The following is a 17809-nucleotide window of genomic DNA, read 5'->3' on the forward strand; positions in this document are numbered from 1 at the left end:
CGGGTCATCTCAAGCCGAGTTCGCGGGCGATCAGCATCTTCTGCACCTCGCTGGTGCCCTCGCCGATCTCCAGGATCTTGGCGTCCCGGTAGAACCGACCGACCGGGTACTCGTTCATGAACCCGTACCCGCCGAAGATCTGCGTCGCCTCGCGCGCGTTGTCCATCGCCGCCTCCGACGACACCAGCTTCGCGATCGCCGCCTCCCGCTTGAACGGCTCGCCCCGCAGCATCTTCGCCGCCGCCTGGTAGTACGCCAGCCGGGCGGTGTGCGCGCGGACCTCCATCTCGGCGATCTTGAACTGGATCGCCTGGTACGTCCCGATCTTCCGACCGAACGCCTCCCGCTCCCCGACGTACCGCACGGACTCGTCCACGCACCCCTGCGCCAGCCCGACACCGATGGCCGCGATCGCCACCCGCCCCTCGTCCAGCGTCTGGAGGAACTGCGCGTACCCGCGCCCCCGCTCGCCCACCAGGTTCCCGACGGGCACCCGGCAGTCCTGGAACGACAGCTCACGCGTGTCCGAGGCGCTCCACCCGACCTTGGAGTACTTGCGCGACACCGAGAACCCCGGCGTCCCGGCCGGCACGAGGATCGCCGAGATCTCAGGCTTTCCGTCTTCACGCCGCCCGGTCGCCGCCGCCACCGTCACCAATCCGGTGATGTCCGTCCCCGAATTGGTGATGAACGCCTTCGTTCCGTTGATCACCCACTCGTCACCGTCCAGCCGCGCGGTGGTCCGCAACGCCCCCGCGTCCGACCCGCTACCGGGCTCGGTCAGCCCGAACGCGCCCAGCACCTCACCCGAGCACAACCGGGGCAGCCACTCGGCCTTCTGCGCGGCCGAACCGAACCGGAACAGCGGCATGGCCCCCAGCGAGACACCGGCCTCCAACGTGATCGCCACCGACGAGTCGACCCGCGCCAGCTCCTCCAACGCCAGGCACAACGCGAAGTAGTCGCCGCCCATCCCGCCGAACTCCTCCGGAAACGGCAGCCCGAACAGGCCCATCCGCCCCATCTTGGCGACGATCCCGTACGGGAACTCCTCGCGCTCGTAGAACCCGCCGATGACCGGCGCGACCTCCTCGCGGGCGAACTCCTCGACGGTCTTGCGCAGCGCCTCGTATTCCTCGTCAAGGCGGAAGTCCAACATCGCTCACTCCAGGTGGGGCACGACGACGGCTAGGGGTTGGTCCAGCGCGACCTGTTGGCCCGCCTGGACCCGCACTTCGGCGAGCACCCCGTCCACGGGTGACGTGACGGTGTGCTCCATCTTCATCGCTTCGACCACGAACAACGCCTGACCGGCGGTCACGTGCTCGCCCTCGGCGCCACGCACGACGAGCACCGTGCCGGGCATCGGGCTGGTCACCGGGCCACCGCTGCCGGCCACCGCCGACGACGACACCTCGGACGGCGGCGTCTCGGTCAACGCCCACGCGTGCCCGTCCGCGCCGAGCCACAGCACATCGCCGGAACGGGCCATTGCATACCGCCGACCGCCGACAACGAGCCAGGAACCGTCGACGGAAGCGTTGAGCCGCAACGGTTCTTTGTCTGCAACAGCCACTTCGTCACCGCGCACCCGGACCTCGACGCCGTCGATCAGCCACTTGGTCCACGCGTGCTCGCCGACCCGCCACCCGCCGGACTGCTCCCACGGGTCGTCACCGCGCAGCGCGAGCTGCCGCTCCAACGCCGCCGCCGCCAACACCTCGTCCGGAACGTCGTCGCGCACCAACGATTCCAGCTTGCGCTCCACCAACCCGGTGTCCAACGCCCCGGCCCGCACGTCCGGGTCGGCCAGCAACGCCCGCAGGAACGGGATGTTGGTCGTCACGCCGAGCAGCACCATCCGCCCGAGCGCGGCGTCCAACCGCCGCAACGCCTCCGCGCGCGAGGAGCCGTGCGCGATCACCTTGGCCAGCATCGGGTCGTAATCGCTGCCCACGGTCAACCCGACCCGCAACGCCGAGTCGACCCGCACGTCCGCAGGCTCGTGCAGAGCCAACACCGTGCCACCGGTCGGCAGGAACCCGCGCGCCGGGTCCTCCGCGTAGACCCGGGCCTCCACGGCGTGCCGCGACAGCCTGACCTCGCCGAGCGAGAGACGTTCACCCGACGCGACCCGCAGCTGCCACTCGACCAGGTCCACGCCGGTCGCCAGCTCGGTGACCGGGTGCTCGACCTGGAGCCGGGTGTTCATCTCCATGAAGTAGTAGTCGCCGGACGCGCCGTCCACGATGAACTCGACCGTGCCCGCGCCGACGTACCCGACGGCCTTCGCCGCCTCCACGGCCGCCGTGCCCATGGCGTCCCGCATGTCCTCGGTGACCAGCGGCGAGGGCGCCTCCTCGATGATCTTCTGATGCCGCCGTTGGAGGCTGCACTCCCGTTCACCGAGGTGCACCACGTCGCCGTGCGCGTCGGCCAGCACCTGGATCTCGATGTGCCGCGGGTTGCCGATGAACCGCTCGATCAGCAGCGCGTCGTCACCGAACGAACCGCGCGCCTCACGCCGTGCCGACTCGATGGCGTCCCGCAGCCCAGCGGGCTCGTCCACCAGCCGCATACCCTTGCCGCCGCCACCGGCGGACGGCTTCAGCAGCACCGGGAACCCGATCTCCCCGGCCGCCGCGACCAGGTCGTCGTCGGTCATCCCGACCTCGGTCCGCCCCGGCACCACCGGCACACCCGCCGCCGCCACGGTCAGCTTGGCGCGGATCTTGTCGCCCATCGCCTCGATCGCGTCGGCGGGCGGCCCGATGAACACCAGCCCGGCCTTCTCGCACGCCCGCGCGAACTCGGCGTTCTCGGCCAGGAACCCGTAACCGGGGTGCACGGCCTGGGCGCCCGTCCGCGTGGCCGCCTCGATGATCCGCTCGATCGACAGGTAGCTCTCCCGCGCCGACGCGGGCCCGATCCGCACCGCCACATCGGCCTGCCGCACGTGCAGCGCGTCCACGTCCGCGTCGCTGTAGACGGCCACCGACCGGATGCCGAACCGCCGCAACGCGCGGATCACGCGCACCGCGATCTCGCCGCGGTTGGCCACCAGAACGCTGTCGAACATCTCGCCGTCGAACATCCCCATCACATCCGGAAGACGCCGTAGGAAACCGGCTCGATCGGGGCGTTGGCCGCCGTGGACAACGCCAGGCCGAGCACCATCCGGGTGTCCAGGGGGTCGATCACGCCGTCGTCCCACAGCCGCGCCGTGGAGTAGTACGGGTTGCCCTGGTCCTCGTACTGCTGCCGGATCGGCGCCTTGAACGTCTCTTCATCCTCGAGAGACCACTCGTCGCCGAGCTGGTCGCGCCGCACCGTCGCGAGCACGGACGCCGCCTGCTCACCGCCCATCACGGAGATCCGCGCGTTGGGCCACATCCACAGGAACCGGGGCGAGTACGCCCGCCCGCACATCGAGTAGTTGCCCGCGCCGAACGACCCGCCGATGACCACGGTGAACTTCGGCACCCGCGCGCACGCCACCGCCGTCACCATCTTCGCGCCGTGCTTGGCGATGCCCGCCGCCTCGTACTCGCGGCCAACCATGAACCCGCTGATGTTCTGCAGGAACACCAGCGGCACGCTGCGCTGGTCGCACAGCTGGATGAAGTGCGCGCCCTTCAACGCCGACTCGCCGAACAGCACGCCGTTGTTGGCGACGATGCCGACCGGGTGACCGTGGATCCGGGCGAACCCGGTGACCAGCGTCGCGCCGTACTCCTTCTTGAACTCCTGGAACCGGCTGCCGTCCACGATCCGCGCGATCACCTCGCGCACGTCGTAGGGCGTGCGGCTGTCCGTCGGCACCACGCCGTACAGCTCGGCGGGGTCGACGGAGGGCTCGACGGTCGGCTCGACGTTCCACGGGCGGGGGGCGCGCGGGCCGAGCGTGCTGACGATCGAGCGCACGATCCGGAGCGCGTGCGGGTCGTCCTCGGCGAGGTGGTCGGTGACGCCGGACGTGCGCGAGTGCAGCTCGCCGCCGCCCAGCTCCTCGGCCGTGACGACCTCGCCGGTCGCGGCCTTCACCAGCGGCGGGCCACCGAGGAAGATCGTGCCCTGGCCGCGCACGATCACCGCCTCGTCCGACATCGCGGGCACGTACGCGCCGCCCGCCGTGCACGACCCGAGCACGGCCGCGATCTGCGGGATGCCGCGGCTGGACATCGTGGCCTGGTTGAAGAAGATCCGGCCGAAGTGGTCGCGGTCCGGGAAGACCTCGTCCTGCTTCGGGAGGAACGCGCCGCCGGAGTCCACGAGGTAGACGCACGGCAGGTTGTTCTGCAACGCCACCTCTTGGGCGCGCAGGTGCTTCTTGACCGTCATCGGGTAGTACGTGCCGCCCTTGACGGTGGCGTCGTTGGCGACGACCACGACCTCGCGGCCGGAGACGCGGCCGACACCCGTGATGACGCCCGCGGCCGGTGCCTCGTCGCCGTACATGCCGTCCGCGGCCAGCGGTGAGAGTTCGAGGAACGGCGAGCCGGGGTCGAGCAGCGTGTCGACCCGGTCGCGGGGAAGCAGCTTGCCGCGCTCCACGTGCCGGGTGCGCGCCTTCTCGGGGCCGCCTCGGGCGGCGGTGCGGAGCTTGGCGCGCAGCTCGTGCACGAGTCGGGCGTGCTCGTCGTGGTAGCGCCGGAAGGCGTCGGCCGATTTGTCGGCCGTGCTGCGCAGCACCGGGGCGTCCATCGGGCTCCTCGCGGTTAGCAGTCGTTAACCTGAGGAGATGTTAGCGCTTGTTAACGCGGGTTCACAAGCCGGAGGGGGCCGCGCGTGCGGCCCCCTCCGGGTGACGGGTGACGCGTTGCGCTCAGCCCGTGACGGCGGTGAGCTGCGGCAGGTAGCCGAGGCGCTGGCCGTTGCGGTTCGGGTGGTAGGACTCCTCGACCGGCCAGGACAGGCTGTTCAGCCACCAGTCCGACGAGCAGATCTCGTGCCCGGTGAACGCCGTGCGCAGGTCGCGGTAGGAGAACGCCTTCGCGCCCGCCCGTGCGGAGATGACCTGGTGCAGGGTGTCGGCGGCGGAGTTGATGGCCGCCCGCTTGGTGTCGCTGAGGCCGACCGAGCAGCTGCCCGGCACCTTGTAGAGGCGCGGGTAGCCGAGCACGACGACCGTGGCGGACGGCGCGCGGGTGCGGATCTGCGTGTAGACGTTGTCGAGCAGGCCGGGCAGGGTGCCGGTGGCGTAGGCCTTGGCCTCGTTGACCCGGTTCACGCAGGTCGAGTCGGAGCCGAACGTGCAGGTGGTGATCACGTCGGTGAAGCCGGCGTCGTTCCCACCGATCGAGATGCTGACCAGGGAGGTCGTCGCGGTCAGGGCGCTGACCTGGTTCGCGAGCACGTCACCGGTCCTGGCGCCGGAGCAGGCCACGAACTTGAACGACGCCGGGGCGTGCGAGGCGGCCCACAGCGCCGGGTAGCTGTACTGGCTGCGCTTGCAGCTGCCGGAGTCGCTGTAGTACGAGCCGGTGCCCGTTCCGGACGAGTAGGAGTCGCCGAGCGCGACGTAGTTGGCGGCGGCGGCTTCAGCCGGTACGACGAGTGCCAGTGACGCGGCTAACGCCAGCGCGGCGCTGGACAGTATTCGGACAAGGCGCATCGGAGCCTCCCGGAGGGAAACAACGCAGGGTGTGATGCGGAGCACAACAAGAGTTACCAGTAAGTAGCCCCTCATAAGAAGAGTGGGTCAAGAGTTAATTACGCAGTTCGGTGGCACTTGGTGATCTTCTGCCGACCGTGCGGTTAACGGCCGTTTACGTGCACTGGGCTGGCCGTTTAAGATGGACCGCGTGCCAGACGAGCCAGCGAAGCAAACCCGCCGGGACCAGATCCTGGCCGCCGCCGCCGAACTGTTCGCCCGGCACGGGTTCCACGGCGTCGGCATCGACGACATCGGTGCGGCGGTGGGCATTTCCGGACCGGCGCTGTACCGGCACTTCCGCAGCAAGGACGCCATGCTGGGCGAGATGCTGACGTCCATCAGCGAGCGGCTGCTGGAGGGCGGGCAGAGCCGGGTGGCGGCGTCGAACGACCCGGAGCACGCGCTGCGGGAGCTCATCAGGTGGCACGTCGACTTCGCGTTGGACGACCCGGCGTTGATCACCGTGCAGATTCGGAACCTCGCCAACCTGACCGACCCCGACCGGCGGCGGGTGAGAGCGCTCCAGCGGCGTTACGTCGAGGTGTGGGTGGAGACGATCCGCAAGACTTCACCCGAGGTGGAGGAGCCGACCGCCCGTGCCGCCGCGCACGCCGTCTTCGGTCTGATCAACTCCACGCCGCACAGCGCGCACCTGGACCGCGACCAGATGGCCACCCTGCTGTCGCAGATGGCCCTGGCTTCCCTCGCCGGCGCCCTGCCGTAACCCTGACGGGGTCGCAAACGCCCAGCTCACGCGTCCCGAGCGTTGAATTCAGCCGTCCCGAACGTAGGACACACGCGTTCTGAACGTAGGACACACCGCACTTGGGTGTTCGACTCTCGGGGCCTGAAGGTTCGACTCTCGCGAGAGTCGAACCTTCGGGTGGGGTGAGTCGAACGCTCAGGTATGGCGAGTTCTGCGTTCGGGTGGGTGGGTGGTGGCGGTGGGGGTGGGTCGTCCGTACCCTGGGCTGCCAATGAGTGAAGCGTCGGTGAACACCACCGGGGGGTGGCCGGGGCTCCGGTTGTTCGCCCGTCTACCCGCCTGGTTCAGGTTCGTGCTGGTGGCGTTGGCCGTTTTCGTGTGCGGGGTGATCGCGTCCCGGCCTGCGGGCGCCACCGACACCACCCCCCTCACGGGTGACATCGCGACCGCCGCCGAGGCGGTCGAGGCGATGGCCAACCCGTCCACGGTGAACCCGCTCGCCGCGTTCCCCACCGATTTCAACGAGGTGGCCAACCGCTCGCCCGTGGCGGTCACCACACCTGACGGGACCACGCGGGCGATCGACCCCAGCGGCGGCTGTTCCGGCCCGGCCGGCGACACGGAGTGGGACTTCGGCACCGCCTGCAAGGCCCACGACCTGGGCTACGACCTCCTCCGCTACGCCGAGCACAAGGGCCGCCCGCTCAACCAGGAGGCCCGCAAGACCCTGGACGCCCGCCTCGCCCAGGACATGCACGCCCAGTGCGACACCAACCCGCGCGGCAACGCCACCCGCTGCCACGCCACCGCCCAGCTCTACGCCGCAGGCCTGGAGTTCAACTCCTGGCGGCAGCGCTGGGGCCCACCGGGCCACGAGCCGGTGCTCGCCTGGGGCTTCGGCAGCGCCGTCGTCGTCTTCCTCCTGCTCGCCCGGCTACCCCGACTGCCACGCCGTCAGCCGGGCGAACAGGACCCCGAACCAGCCGACACACCGCGACCACCGGTCACGAAGGACCGCTACGCCACGTTCCTGCGGCTGGCCGCGCTCGGCCTGGTCGTCATCAGCCAGTCCCTGCTCACCGTCCTGCACTGGGCGGGCGTGAGCGCGAACTGGCTGTGGCTGCTCACCTGGGCACTGCAGGCCATCCCGATCTTCTACTTCGCGGGCGGCCACGCGAACCTCACCAGCTGGCACGCCGTCCAGGCCGACCACGGCGGCTACGGCCGGTACCTGTCCGCCCGCATCTCGTGGCTGCTCCGCCCGGTGCTGGCGTTCGTGCTGGCCTGGCTGGTCCTGCCGCTGCCGCTCGAACTGCTCGACGTGGACAAGTCCCGCGTGGAGATGTTCGGCCGGCTGATCGCGTACCCCCTGTGGTTCCTCGGCCTCTACCTGGTCGCGGTCGCCGCCACCCCGGTCATGGCCTGGCTGCACCGCCACGCGCGCCTGCTCACTCCGGTCGTACTGGTCGCCGTCATGATCATGGTCGACGCGCTCCGGATCGGCTTCCACTGGCGCACCGGCGGCTACCTCAACCTGGTGCTCGGCGCACTCCTGCTCCAGCAGCTGGGCTTCTACTACGCCGACGGCAGCCTGCACCGGATCTCGCGCAAGGTCCTCGGCGCCCTCGCCCTCACCGCCGTCCCGGCGCTACTCGCGCTGATCACGTTCGGCGGCTACCCGCGCACGATGATGACGCTGCCCGGCGAGGGGAGCTCGAACCTCAGCCCGCCCACGGTGTGCCTGCTGGTGCTCGGCCTGGCCCAGATCTGCCTGGTCCTGCTGCTCAAGCCGCGCGTCACGGCCTGGCTCGAGGGCCACCGCCCGTGGCGGGTCGTCGAGTTCGCCCGCACCGCGCCCATGACGGTCTACCTCGGCTACCTCACCGTGCTCGCGGTCGTGGTCGGCCTGCTCGGCTTGCTGGACGCGCCCGCCGCGTTCGACTGGGTCGCCCCCCGCCCCCGCTGGCCGGCCGTGCTGGTGCTGCTGCTCCTGCCGGTGCTGCTCGCGTTCCACCGCTTCGAGCGCAACGCCGCCCTCATCCCCTGCCGCACCCGCGAGACCCACCGCACCCGGCTCGCCGTCACGCTCGGCGCCGGTTACGGCGTGCTGGGCGTCCTCGGGTTCGTGGTCACCGGTTTCGCGGGCGCCGCGGGCACCCTGGTCGTGTTCAAGGTCGACCCGCTGCAAAACCTCATCCACCTGCTGCTCGGCTGGTACCTGCTGCACACCGCGCGCGCCGGCACCTGCCACGACCGCCGTCCCTGGCTGCTCACCGCGCTGGCCTGCGTGCCACCGCTGCTGGTGCTGGAGCCGACCGGCGCGATGGTCGTCCTGCACGGCGCGACGATCGCCGCCGCGCTGCTCGCGGCGATACCGAAGCAGAACCAGGCACACACAGCCGAACACCGGCAGCCACGTCCCGCGCTCCAACACCCATAGCGCGTCCGACGGCGGCGTGTGCAGGCCGCGCAACGAGCCGAACACCGATCCCGCCAACGTCACCACCAGCAACGCGCTCTGGTGCACCAGGAAGATCGGCAACGCCCGCGCGTTCAGCGCCTCGGCCCGGAACGACGGCCGGACCAGCAGCACCACCCCCACCTGCGCCAACGCCAGCGCCAGCGCGGCGGCCGACGGCGGCGACAGGTTCGACTCCGCCGCGCCCGGCACCCCGACCGCACTCGCCGGATAACCCGCGTGCAGGAGCACCGCGAACGCCCCCGCACCCGCCACGAGCAGCACCGCACCCCACGAACGGTGCTGCCCGCGTTGGGCGACGAGCACACCCACCTGCCACGGCGCCCACCACACCGCGACCACGTTCACCCAGTCGACGTCCAACGCCACCAGCACGACCGGGATCACCACGCCCCACCACCCCAACCGCAGCAGCAGCGGTGTGAACGCCGACAGCACGACGTACACGGCGAGGAACCACAACGGCGTGACGACCAGGTAGCCGACCGTCATCACCGTCTGCTGCGGCAGGCCGCGCATCGACAGTCCGAACAGGACTACCCCCCACGCACCCAGCAACACCACCACCGGCAGCACGAGCTTCCGCGCCCGGCGCCACCAGGGCGTGCCCGACCGCGCCGCACCGAACCCGCCGGTGAAGAAGAACAGCCCCAACGTCTGGAGCACCCAGCTGACCGGCGCCAACTCGGGCATCCACCGCAGCGGGCTGTCCACCACCAGCCCGTCACCGGTCAGCACCACGGCCGTCACCAGCCAGTGGCCCAGCACCACCCCGACGATCGCGATCGCCCGCGTGGCGTCGATCACCGGGTCCCGCGTCACGGCCCCTCCCCCACCGCGATCCGGCTGAGAGCGCGCAAGGACGGCGTGCCCTCCCTGAAGTACTCGTCGTGCTTCACGTCACCAGCGTCGAACACCTGTGCGCCGAACACCGGGTCGACCGGGTCCGTCCCGTGCCCCAGGTCCCCGAGCCGCACCGCGGGCACCCACCGCGTCCAATCGCGACCGCCACGAGCCGCCCACACCCGTGCACCCGACTCGACCGAATCCACCCGCACCCCGGGCGAACCGAGGAACACCACGTCGTCAACCGGCGCCTGGGCCAACGCGCACACCACCGACCCGTAGCTGTGACACATCAGGTGCACGTGACCCGGCAGCGTGCGCACGTACTCACCGAGCGCGACCGCCCCGGCCCGCGCCAGCCGCCCGCCCGCCGCGTCCACACCGAGCCCGGACGGCGTCCGGTAACCCATCCAGGCGACCACGGCGACGTCGTCCCGGCCGACGGACGCGTGCAGGTCACGGGCCATCCGCCCGACCGTCGCGCCGAACCGCTCATCATCCACATCGGACCCCGGAACGACCACCGCGACGTGTGCGGCACGCACCAGGTCCCCGTGGACCTCGATGCGGGGCGTGAACACGGGCGGGTCGCCGCCCGGCGTCGCCAGCACCAGCAGCGCGGCGACCAGCGCGATCTTCTTCGGCATGGCACCGAAGCTAGGAAGACGAGGCCCTCCGGATCGTCACCCCGCGGTGCCGTTCCCAGGCCCCTACCCCGGTACCACCAGACCGGACTCGTAAGCCGCGATCACCGCCTGCGCCCGGTCGCGCAGCCCGAGCTTCATCAACACCCGGCTCACGTGGGTCTTCACCGTCTGCTCGGCCAGCACCAGGTGCCCGGCGATCTCGCCGTTCGACAACCCCTGCGCGATCAACCGCAGCACCTCGGTCTCGCGCTCGGTCAACGCACCCAGCGCGGCCGGTTTCACCACCCGCACCGGCTGCGATTTCACGAAGTCCTCGATGAGGCGTTTGGTCACCGAGGGCGCCAACAACGCCTCGCCACGCGCCACCACCCGCACCGCGGCCAGCAGCTCGCTCGCGGGCGCGTGCTTCAGCAGGAACCCGCTCGCACCGGCCCGCAGCGCCTCGTACACGTAGTCGTCCAGGTCGAACGTGGTCAGCACGAGCACCTTGACCGGGTCGTCGGCCAGCAGGCGGGTCGCGGTCAGCCCGTCCATCTCCGGCATCCGCACGTCCATCAGCACCACGTCCGGCCGCAGCCGGCGCACCTCGCTGACGGCGACGACACCGTCACCGGCGGACCCGACCACGGTGATGTCCGGCTGGGCGTCCAGCAGCGCGGAGAACCCCTCCCGCACCATCTCCTGGTCGTCCGCCACCAGCACCCGGATCACCGCCGCACCCCCCACCGGAATCACCGCGCCACCGGAATCTTGGCAAGCACCTCGAACCCCCCGTCCGCGGTGGGCTCGGCGGTCATCGAACCACCGTGCACCGCCACCCGTTCCCGCATCCCCCGCAGCCCGTGCCCGCCGCCACCGCCCAGCGACGGCCCGCCGGCCGTGTTCCGCACCAGGACCCGCAGCTCCCGGTCCACCAACTCGACACTCACGGACGTCGTCGCGCCCGGCGCGTGCCGACCGGCGTTCGTCAGCGCCTCCTGCACGATCCGGTACGCGGTCAGGCCGACCGCCTCCGGCACCTCGGTCTCGGTGACCGACGCGTCCGCGTGCAACGCCCTGATGTCGGCCAGCCCCGGCTGCGGCGTCCGGTCGGCCCGCTGGTCCTCGGCCCGCAGCACGCCCAGCAGCTGCTGCATGTCGGTGATCGCGGCCCGTGCCGCCGCGCCCAGCTCGGCGAACTCGCGTCGGCCCGCCTCGGACAGGTCCGTGATGCGGTAAGGCGCGGTCTCGCACCGGACCACGACCAACGACATGTGGTGCGCGACCACGTCGTGCATCTCGCGGGCGATCCGGGCGCGTTCGACCAGCGCCGCCTTCTCGTCCCGTTCGGAGTGGAACCGCTGCTCGGCCCGCCCGCGCGCGCCGAACGCGTACCCGAGCAGGAGCACGAGAAGCAGGATGCCGATCGTCGGCACCAGGTACTCGGTCCAGCCCGACCCGGTGATCAGGACCACCATCCCGGCGGTGACCAGGCCGACGACCAGCGCCACCCGGCCGCTGTGGATCATCCCGACCGCCAACAGCACCGGGATGTACCAGGTCAACGACCACGGGCCGAGGAGTTCGGGTTCGGATGCCATCAGCAGCCGCGTGACCAGCAGACCCGCCGTGGCCAGCCGCCAGGCGGCGAGCGTGGAGTGCAGCATCAACACGAAGCTGCCGCCGTAGATCGCGAACAGCAGCGGCCACCAGCCGTCCGGCTCCTCGGAGTCGACGTACTCCTGGCTGATCCCGATCGCCATGATCAGGCCGTAGACCAGCACCAACGCGCTCAGCACCCGGCGGTGGCGGAAGCCGTCGAAGACCCGCGTGCGGTCGCGGAGCAGCACGACCTGGAGGAGAGTGCGGATCACGGGCCCGATGCTAGGTGTCGGGCCGTACCGGCACGTGCCCCTACGGGCTGTCATACCGGGGTAGCACGCGACGCCCCGGAGGACCCATACCCGAGAGTCCACCACCCGGACAAGCCGTTGCGGCAAGCGAACACCACCAGGTAGGCAATACGACAGAGCTGTAGAGCTGTGCGCCCCTACTCCGTGTTGGAAGATGGCTGAATGCACCCGCAGCAAGATCCGGATCGCTGGTCACGGCTCCAAGCCGTGGCCGCCGAGGCCCTGGCCGCCGCCAAGGTCGGGGAGGACGCTGTCGCGGTCGACCTGGTCACCGGCTACCTCAGCGGCTCGCCCGAGGGGAACGAGGAGATCCGGGAGCTGGTGCTCCTGCTGTTCTCCGAGTGCAGCGCCATGGTCGCCGCCCTCGGCTCGGGCGGCGCGACACCGGTGAAGATGCAGGTCTTCGACGAGGACGGGCAGGAGGTGCCGATCGACGACGCCGACCCGCCGGTCCGCACCGCGATCCGCACGCTGCTCGCCGAGGTGCACGGTGACGAGCAGGCGGCGGCCGAGCAGATCGAGATCGCGCTGGCCAACGGGCAGCCGCAGGAGCTGGCCACGGTGGTGCTGCAGGCGCTGCGGTGGACGGTGAAGCTGGCCGTGGAGTGCGAGGTGCGCGACCTGCCCGTGACACCGTGGATCGCCACCGCCCTGGAGGAGTAGCCGTTTCACCCGGTTGTCGTTTCACCCGGTTGTCCGGTTTTCGTGTTTCTCGTATGTGAACCAGGTCCGTAAGGAGCATTGCCCTTCGCTATGGTCTAGACCAGTCTCCGAAGTGGGCGTGATTCACCCTGCCGATCCGCCGAAGTGGAGATTGCTCATGTCACGACGATTGGGCGCTTCGAGGCCAAGTTCACCGTCGCCAACGGCGGGCCCGCCGCCATCACCTCGTGGCACATCGAGTTCGACCTCCCCGCGGGCACCGCGCTCGGGTCGTACTGGGACGCCCTGGTCACCCGGACGGGTGATCATTACGTGGCGACCAACCGCGAGTACAACGGCAACGTCGGCGTGGGCGCGTACGACGTGTACCGGGGCGGCTCGGTCGCGGTTTTCGGTCAGCGGCACCACGGCCACCGTGACGGGCCTCAGCGCGTCCACCACGTACACGTTCACGGTGCGGGCGCGTGACGCCGCCTCGAACACCTCGGGCCCGTCCAACCAGGTCTCCGCGACCACCCAGCCGGGCACGAACCAGCCGGGCGGCCGTGGCGCGCCGTACCTGGCCCCAACTTCTGGGGCAACCGGCTGATCGAGCGCGCGGCGGCGATCGGCGCGGGCATCGACGTGTCCACGATCATGCCGTTCGACTTCGGCAGTTCCGACATCCGCACCGACACCACCAACGCCGCGACCGCGGCGGCTGCGACGGCCAGGTGGCGTCGAATTGCAGCGGCATCACCCAACCGGACTGGGAGTTCACCCGAATCACAGCCGGCTTCTAGCCCTGTTCAGGCCCCTACCTGCCTCTCCGTGCGTCGCTCAGTCCCCCTGCCCCGCAGTGGCTGCGTGAGGCGTTCGAGGAAATGCGGCGGCGGTAGACCACGGATAACTGTGGACGCGACCGGCCGCGCTTAGGGTTCCCGGCATGCGCACCGCACTGATCGGTTACGGGCTCGGTGGAGCCGCCTTCCACGCACCGTTCCTGTCCACCACGCCCGGCCTGGCGCTGGGCGCCGTCGTCACCGGCAACCCCGATCGGCGGGCCGAGGTGGCGTCCCGCTACCCCGAGGCCGAGCTGATCACGTCGGTGGACGACGTGTGGCGGCGGGCGGACGAGTTCGACATGGTCGTGGTGACCACGCCGAACCGGTTCCACGCCGCGCACGCCCGTGCCGCGTTGGAGCACGGCCTGAACGCCGTGGTGGACAAGCCGTTCGCGCCGTCCGCCGCCGAGGCGCGGAAACTTGCCGACCTGGCGACGTCACGCGGGCTGCTGCTCGCGCCGTTCCACAACCGGCGCTGGGACGGCGACTTCCGCACGGTGGCGCGGCTGGTCGGTGAGGGCGCGCTGGGTGAGGTGCACCGGTTCGAGTCGCGGTTCGAGCGGTGGCGGCCGGAGGTGAAGGACAGCTGGAAGGAGTCCGGCGACCCCGCCGACCTGGGCAGCATCGTGTTCGACCTGGGCACGCACCTGGTGGACCAGGCGGTGGCGTTGTTCGGGCGTCCGACGAGCGTGTACGCGGAGGTGCGAACGCTGCGGCCGGGCGCTCAGGCGCACGACGACGCGTTCCTCGCGCTCACCCACCCCTCCGGCACGGTGTCGCACCTGTGGGCTTCGGCGCTGGTGGCGTCGCTCGGACCGCGCTTCCGCGTGCTGGGCAACCGGTCGGCGTTCGTGAAGTACGGGATGGACCCGCAGGAAGAGGCGTTGAAGGCGGGCGAGGTGCCCGGTGGCGAGCGCTGGGGCGAGGACACGGTGGAGCAGTGGGGCCTGCTCGGCGAGGAGCCCGTGCACACCGAGCCGGGCGCCTACCAGGACTTCTACGCGGCCATCGCCGCTGGTCAGACGCCGGTTCCGGTGGCGGACGCGGTGACCGGGCTGGAGGTCTTGGAGGCGGCGTTCGAGTCGGCGCGGAGCGGGAACACCGTTTCCCTTGATTGACAAGTCTCTTAGTAGCTAAGATTCTCTACATGGAAGACAAGCGCGTACGAGTACTGGTGATCGGTGCGGGGCTCGGCGGGTTGTCCGCCACGCTGTTCCTCGCGCAGCAGGGCGTCGAGGTGCTGGGCATCTCCAAGCACAGGGGGACGTCACCGCACCCGAAGGCGACCGGGCAGACGCACCGGACGATGGAGTTACTCCGCCGGGCCGGGGTCGGGGTCGTGGACAAGGTGCAGGCGGGCAGCGCGGGCCTCGACGGCGGGCTGGTGATCAAGGTCGCGGAGAGCCTGCGCGGCCGGGTGTTCCACACGATCCTGCACGAGGACGACGAGTGGGACACCGCGCTCAGCCCCGAACGTCCCGGCATGGCGAGCCAGGACCACGTCGAACCGGTGCTGCTGCGGCGGGCGCGCGAGTTGGGCGCGGAGGTGTTGTTCGAGACCGAGTTGGTGTCGCTGGCGCAGGACGCCGACGGCGTGACGGCACGGGTCCGGTCGGCCGGGCGTGAGCACACCGTGCGGGCGGACTACGTGATCGGCGCCGACGGGCACCGCGGCGTCGTGCGCGAGTGGGTGGGGATCGGGCGGCAGGGGCGCGGGGAGCTGTCGCACCACATCGGGGTGGTGTTCGAGGCGGACATGTCGTCGCACATCGTCCCGGACAAGTTGACCCTGTACTACCTGCGGAACCCGGCGTTCACGGGCGCGTTCGTGATGACGAACACCGAGCGGCGCAACGTGTTGACCGTCGAGTACGACCCGACTCGGGAATCGGTCGAGGACTTCCCGCCGGAACGGTGCGTCGAGCTGCTGCGGATCGCGACGGACGTGCCGGACCTGGAGCCGGAGATCCTGGAGATCACGCGGTGGGAGATGGCGGCGTGGCTGAGCGACCGGTTCCGGGTCGGGCGGGTGTTCCTGGTCGGTGACGCGGCGAAGGTGACGCCGCCGACGGGTGGTCTCGGCGGCAACACGGCGATCGGCGACGGGTTCGACATCGCGTGGAAGCTGGCGGCGGTGTTGCGCGGCGAGGCCGGTGAGGGCCTGCTGGACAGCTACGAGGCCGAACGGCGGCCGTACGCGAAGCTGGTGGTCGACGGGTCGTTCGCGAACTACGTGCAGCGGTTCGCCCCGCAGTTGGCCGGCCCGGACGTGCCGGACGAGGTCGACCACCTGCACCTGACCCTCGGCTACCGCTGCCGTTCGAACGCGGTGCTGATCGAGGACGACGACCCGGCGCCGATGGAGAACCCGGCCGACCCCAGCGGACGACCCGGCTTCCGCGCACCGCACGTGCCGGTGGAGCACAACGGCACCACGAAGTCCACTTTGGACCTCTTCACCACCTGGACCCTGCTCACCCTCGACCCGGCCTGGACGACAGCCGAAGTCGCGTCGTTGCAGATCCCCGCGTTGCGGGACACGACCGGCGAGCTGGCCAAGCGTTACGGCATCGGCCTGCGGGGCGCGAGCCTCGTCCGCCCGGACGGCGTGATCGCCTGGCGCACCACCGAAACGGCGAGCGATCCCGCGAAGCGCACCGCCGAAGTGATGGCGACACTGCTGGCCCGCTGACCGTTTCGGGGATCTCCATCGCCCCGAAAAGCCGACGACCGCTAGCTCACCGGCACCTCGACCGAACGGCGGAGGGTTTCACCGATCGCCAGCAGGCACGTCGCGCTCACCAGGGCGCCGGCGATCAGGTACAGCGAGATCGGCCACGAGTCGTGCGTCGGCGTGGCCCCCAGCAGCCACGCCGCCACGACCGGCGACAGCCCGCCACCGAGCACCGCGCCCAACTGGTAGCTCAACGACACCCCGCTGTACCGCACCCGCGTCCCGAACAGCTCGGCGTAGTAGGCGGGCATCGGACCGAACACCGCCGCCGAACCGGCGAACGCCAACACCATCGTCAGCACCACCAACCCCGGCGACCTCGTCTCCAACAGCCAGAACAGCGGGAACGCGAACAGACCGAGGAACGCCGCACCGGAGAGCATCACCGGCAGCCGCCCGACCCGGTCGGACAGCCGCGCGAACACCAGGATCGCCACCGCCTGCGCGAACGCCCCGATCAGCCCGGCGCTCAGCAACGTCCCGCGCGCCATCCCGAGCTGCTTCGTCCCGTACGACACCGCGAACGTCGCCACGACGAAGATGAACATGTTGAACCCGAGGTTCACCCCGGCGCCGAGCAGCACCCGCCGCCACGACTGCCGCAGCACCACGACCACCGGCAGCCGCACCGCGCCCGCCGACTCCCGCGCCTCGCGGAACACCGGGCTCTCCTCCACCGACAGCCGCACGTACAGCCCGACACCCACCAGCACGAGGCTGAACAGGAACGGCACCCGCCAACCCCAGCTGAGGAACGCGTCCCCCGACACCGCGGTCGACGCCGCCATCGCGCCGTTGGCCAGCAGCAGCCCGATCGGCGACCCGAGGAACGTCCAGCTGCCGTACCACCCGGTCCGCCCCACCGGCGCGTGCTCGACCGCCATCAGGGTCGCCCCGCCCTGCTCGCCGCCGAGGAAGAACCCCTGCACCAACCGCAGCAACACCAGCAGCAGCGGCGCGGCCAGCCCGATGGACGAGTACGTCGGCAGCAACCCGATCGCCGCCGTGCACACACCGGTCGCGGTCAACGTCAGCACCAGCATCGACCGCCGCCCGATGCGGTCGCCGAAGTGCCCGATCACCACCCCGCCCAACGGCCGGGCCAGGAACCCCGCACCGAACGTGGCGAACGCCAGCAGCGTGCCGATGCGCGGGTCGAAGGACGGGAAGAACAACTTGTCGAACACCAGCGCCGACGCGGTGCCGTAGAGCAGGAAGTCGTACAACTCCACCGCGTTGCCCGCCGAACTGGCCAGCGCCACCCTGCGCACCTCGGAAGCCATTCACCCACCCTGGCGTGCCCAACCGAGAAGCCGACCTTGACAGTGAGCTACCTCACAGACACGATCCGCAGGACCCTGC

14 protein-coding genes and 1 pseudogene are annotated in these 17809 nt (G+C 70.6%); 6 read left to right on the forward strand and 9 right to left on the reverse strand.

The window, feature by feature from the left end; genetic code table 11:
• Positions 1 to 4: 4 nt before the first annotated feature.
• The 4 genes from FM051_RS31880 to FM051_RS31895 form a co-directional block, all read right to left on the reverse strand.
• On the reverse strand, positions 5 to 1159 hold the full coding sequence (locus tag FM051_RS31880; RefSeq protein WP_158849890.1) for an acyl-CoA dehydrogenase family protein: 1155 nt from the start codon (positions 1157 to 1159) through the stop codon (positions 5 to 7).
• A 3-nt stretch (positions 1160 to 1162) separates the two neighbouring features.
• On the reverse strand, positions 1163 to 3079 hold the full coding sequence (locus tag FM051_RS31885; protein ID WP_158850073.1) for an acetyl-CoA carboxylase biotin carboxylase subunit: 1917 nt from the start codon (positions 3077 to 3079) through the stop codon (positions 1163 to 1165).
• Between the two features lie 20 nt (positions 3080 to 3099).
• On the reverse strand, positions 3100 to 4704 hold the full coding sequence (locus FM051_RS31890) for a carboxyl transferase domain-containing protein (protein ID WP_158849892.1): 1605 nt from the start codon (positions 4702 to 4704) through the stop codon (positions 3100 to 3102).
• A gap of 121 nt (positions 4705 to 4825) precedes the next feature.
• Positions 4826 to 5614 carry an SGNH/GDSL hydrolase family protein gene (locus tag FM051_RS31895; protein ID WP_158849894.1) on the reverse strand — a complete coding sequence of 263 codons (789 nt, stop codon included), beginning with the start codon at positions 5612 to 5614 and terminating at the stop codon, positions 4826 to 4828.
• 190 nt (positions 5615 to 5804) lie between these two features.
• Between FM051_RS31895 and FM051_RS31900 the strand changes: the two genes are divergently transcribed.
• On the forward strand, positions 5805 to 6380 hold the full coding sequence (locus FM051_RS31900) for an SACE_7040 family transcriptional regulator (protein WP_238412801.1): 576 nt from the start codon (positions 5805 to 5807) through the stop codon (positions 6378 to 6380).
• Between the two features lie 253 nt (positions 6381 to 6633).
• Positions 6634 to 8802, forward strand: a complete 2169-nt coding sequence (locus FM051_RS31905) for a phospholipase A2 (RefSeq protein ID WP_158849898.1) — start codon at positions 6634 to 6636, stop codon at positions 8800 to 8802.
• 9 nt (positions 8803 to 8811) lie between these two features.
• On the opposite strand, the pseudogene FM051_RS54080 reads toward FM051_RS31905, so the two are convergent.
• The 4 genes and pseudogenes from FM051_RS54080 to FM051_RS53335 all read right to left on the reverse strand — a co-directional run.
• A pseudogene (locus FM051_RS54080) lies at positions 8812 to 9663 on the reverse strand (acyltransferase family protein); the annotation flags it as partial.
• A complete protein-coding gene (locus FM051_RS31915; RefSeq protein WP_158849900.1) occupies positions 9660 to 10334 on the reverse strand; it encodes an alpha/beta hydrolase in 675 nt (224 codons plus the stop codon). The pseudogene FM051_RS54080 and the gene FM051_RS31915, both read right to left, overlap by 4 nt.
• Positions 10335 to 10397: 63 nt before the next feature.
• On the reverse strand, positions 10398 to 11045 hold the full coding sequence (locus FM051_RS31920; protein ID WP_158850075.1) for a response regulator: 648 nt from the start codon (positions 11043 to 11045) through the stop codon (positions 10398 to 10400).
• Positions 11046 to 11065: 20 nt separating this feature from the next.
• On the reverse strand, positions 11066 to 12187 hold the full coding sequence (locus FM051_RS53335; RefSeq protein WP_158849902.1) for a sensor histidine kinase: 1122 nt from the start codon (positions 12185 to 12187) through the stop codon (positions 11066 to 11068).
• 201 nt (positions 12188 to 12388) lie between these two features.
• Here FM051_RS53335 and FM051_RS31930 point away from each other — a divergent pair, with 201 nt between their 5' ends.
• The 4 genes from FM051_RS31930 to rdmE all read left to right on the forward strand — a co-directional run bounded on the left by FM051_RS31930 (position 12389) and on the right by rdmE (position 16405).
• Positions 12389 to 12889 carry a hypothetical protein gene (locus FM051_RS31930; RefSeq protein ID WP_158849904.1) on the forward strand — a complete coding sequence of 167 codons (501 nt, stop codon included), beginning with the start codon at positions 12389 to 12391 and terminating at the stop codon, positions 12887 to 12889.
• A gap of 144 nt (positions 12890 to 13033) precedes the next feature.
• On the forward strand, positions 13034 to 13357 hold the full coding sequence (locus FM051_RS52205; protein ID WP_238412804.1) for a cellulose binding domain-containing protein: 324 nt from the start codon (positions 13034 to 13036) through the stop codon (positions 13355 to 13357).
• 457 nt (positions 13358 to 13814) lie between these two features.
• Positions 13815 to 14831, forward strand: a complete 1017-nt coding sequence (locus FM051_RS31940) for a Gfo/Idh/MocA family oxidoreductase (protein ID WP_158849906.1) — start codon at positions 13815 to 13817, stop codon at positions 14829 to 14831.
• A gap of 29 nt (positions 14832 to 14860) precedes the next feature.
• Positions 14861 to 16405 (forward strand): aklavinone 12-hydroxylase RdmE, encoded by a 1545-nt coding sequence (gene rdmE / locus FM051_RS31945; RefSeq protein WP_158849908.1) that lies wholly within the window; start codon positions 14861 to 14863, stop codon positions 16403 to 16405.
• 41 nt (positions 16406 to 16446) lie between these two features.
• On the opposite strand, the gene FM051_RS31950 is transcribed toward rdmE, so the two are convergent.
• A complete protein-coding gene (locus FM051_RS31950; protein WP_158849910.1) occupies positions 16447 to 17730 on the reverse strand; it encodes an MFS transporter in 1284 nt (427 codons plus the stop codon).
• Between the last annotated feature and the right edge of the window lie 79 nt (positions 17731 to 17809).

It is taken from the genome of Saccharothrix deserti, assembly GCF_009769385.1.
GTDB classification, from domain to species: domain Bacteria; phylum Actinomycetota; class Actinomycetes; order Mycobacteriales; family Pseudonocardiaceae; genus Actinosynnema; species Actinosynnema deserti.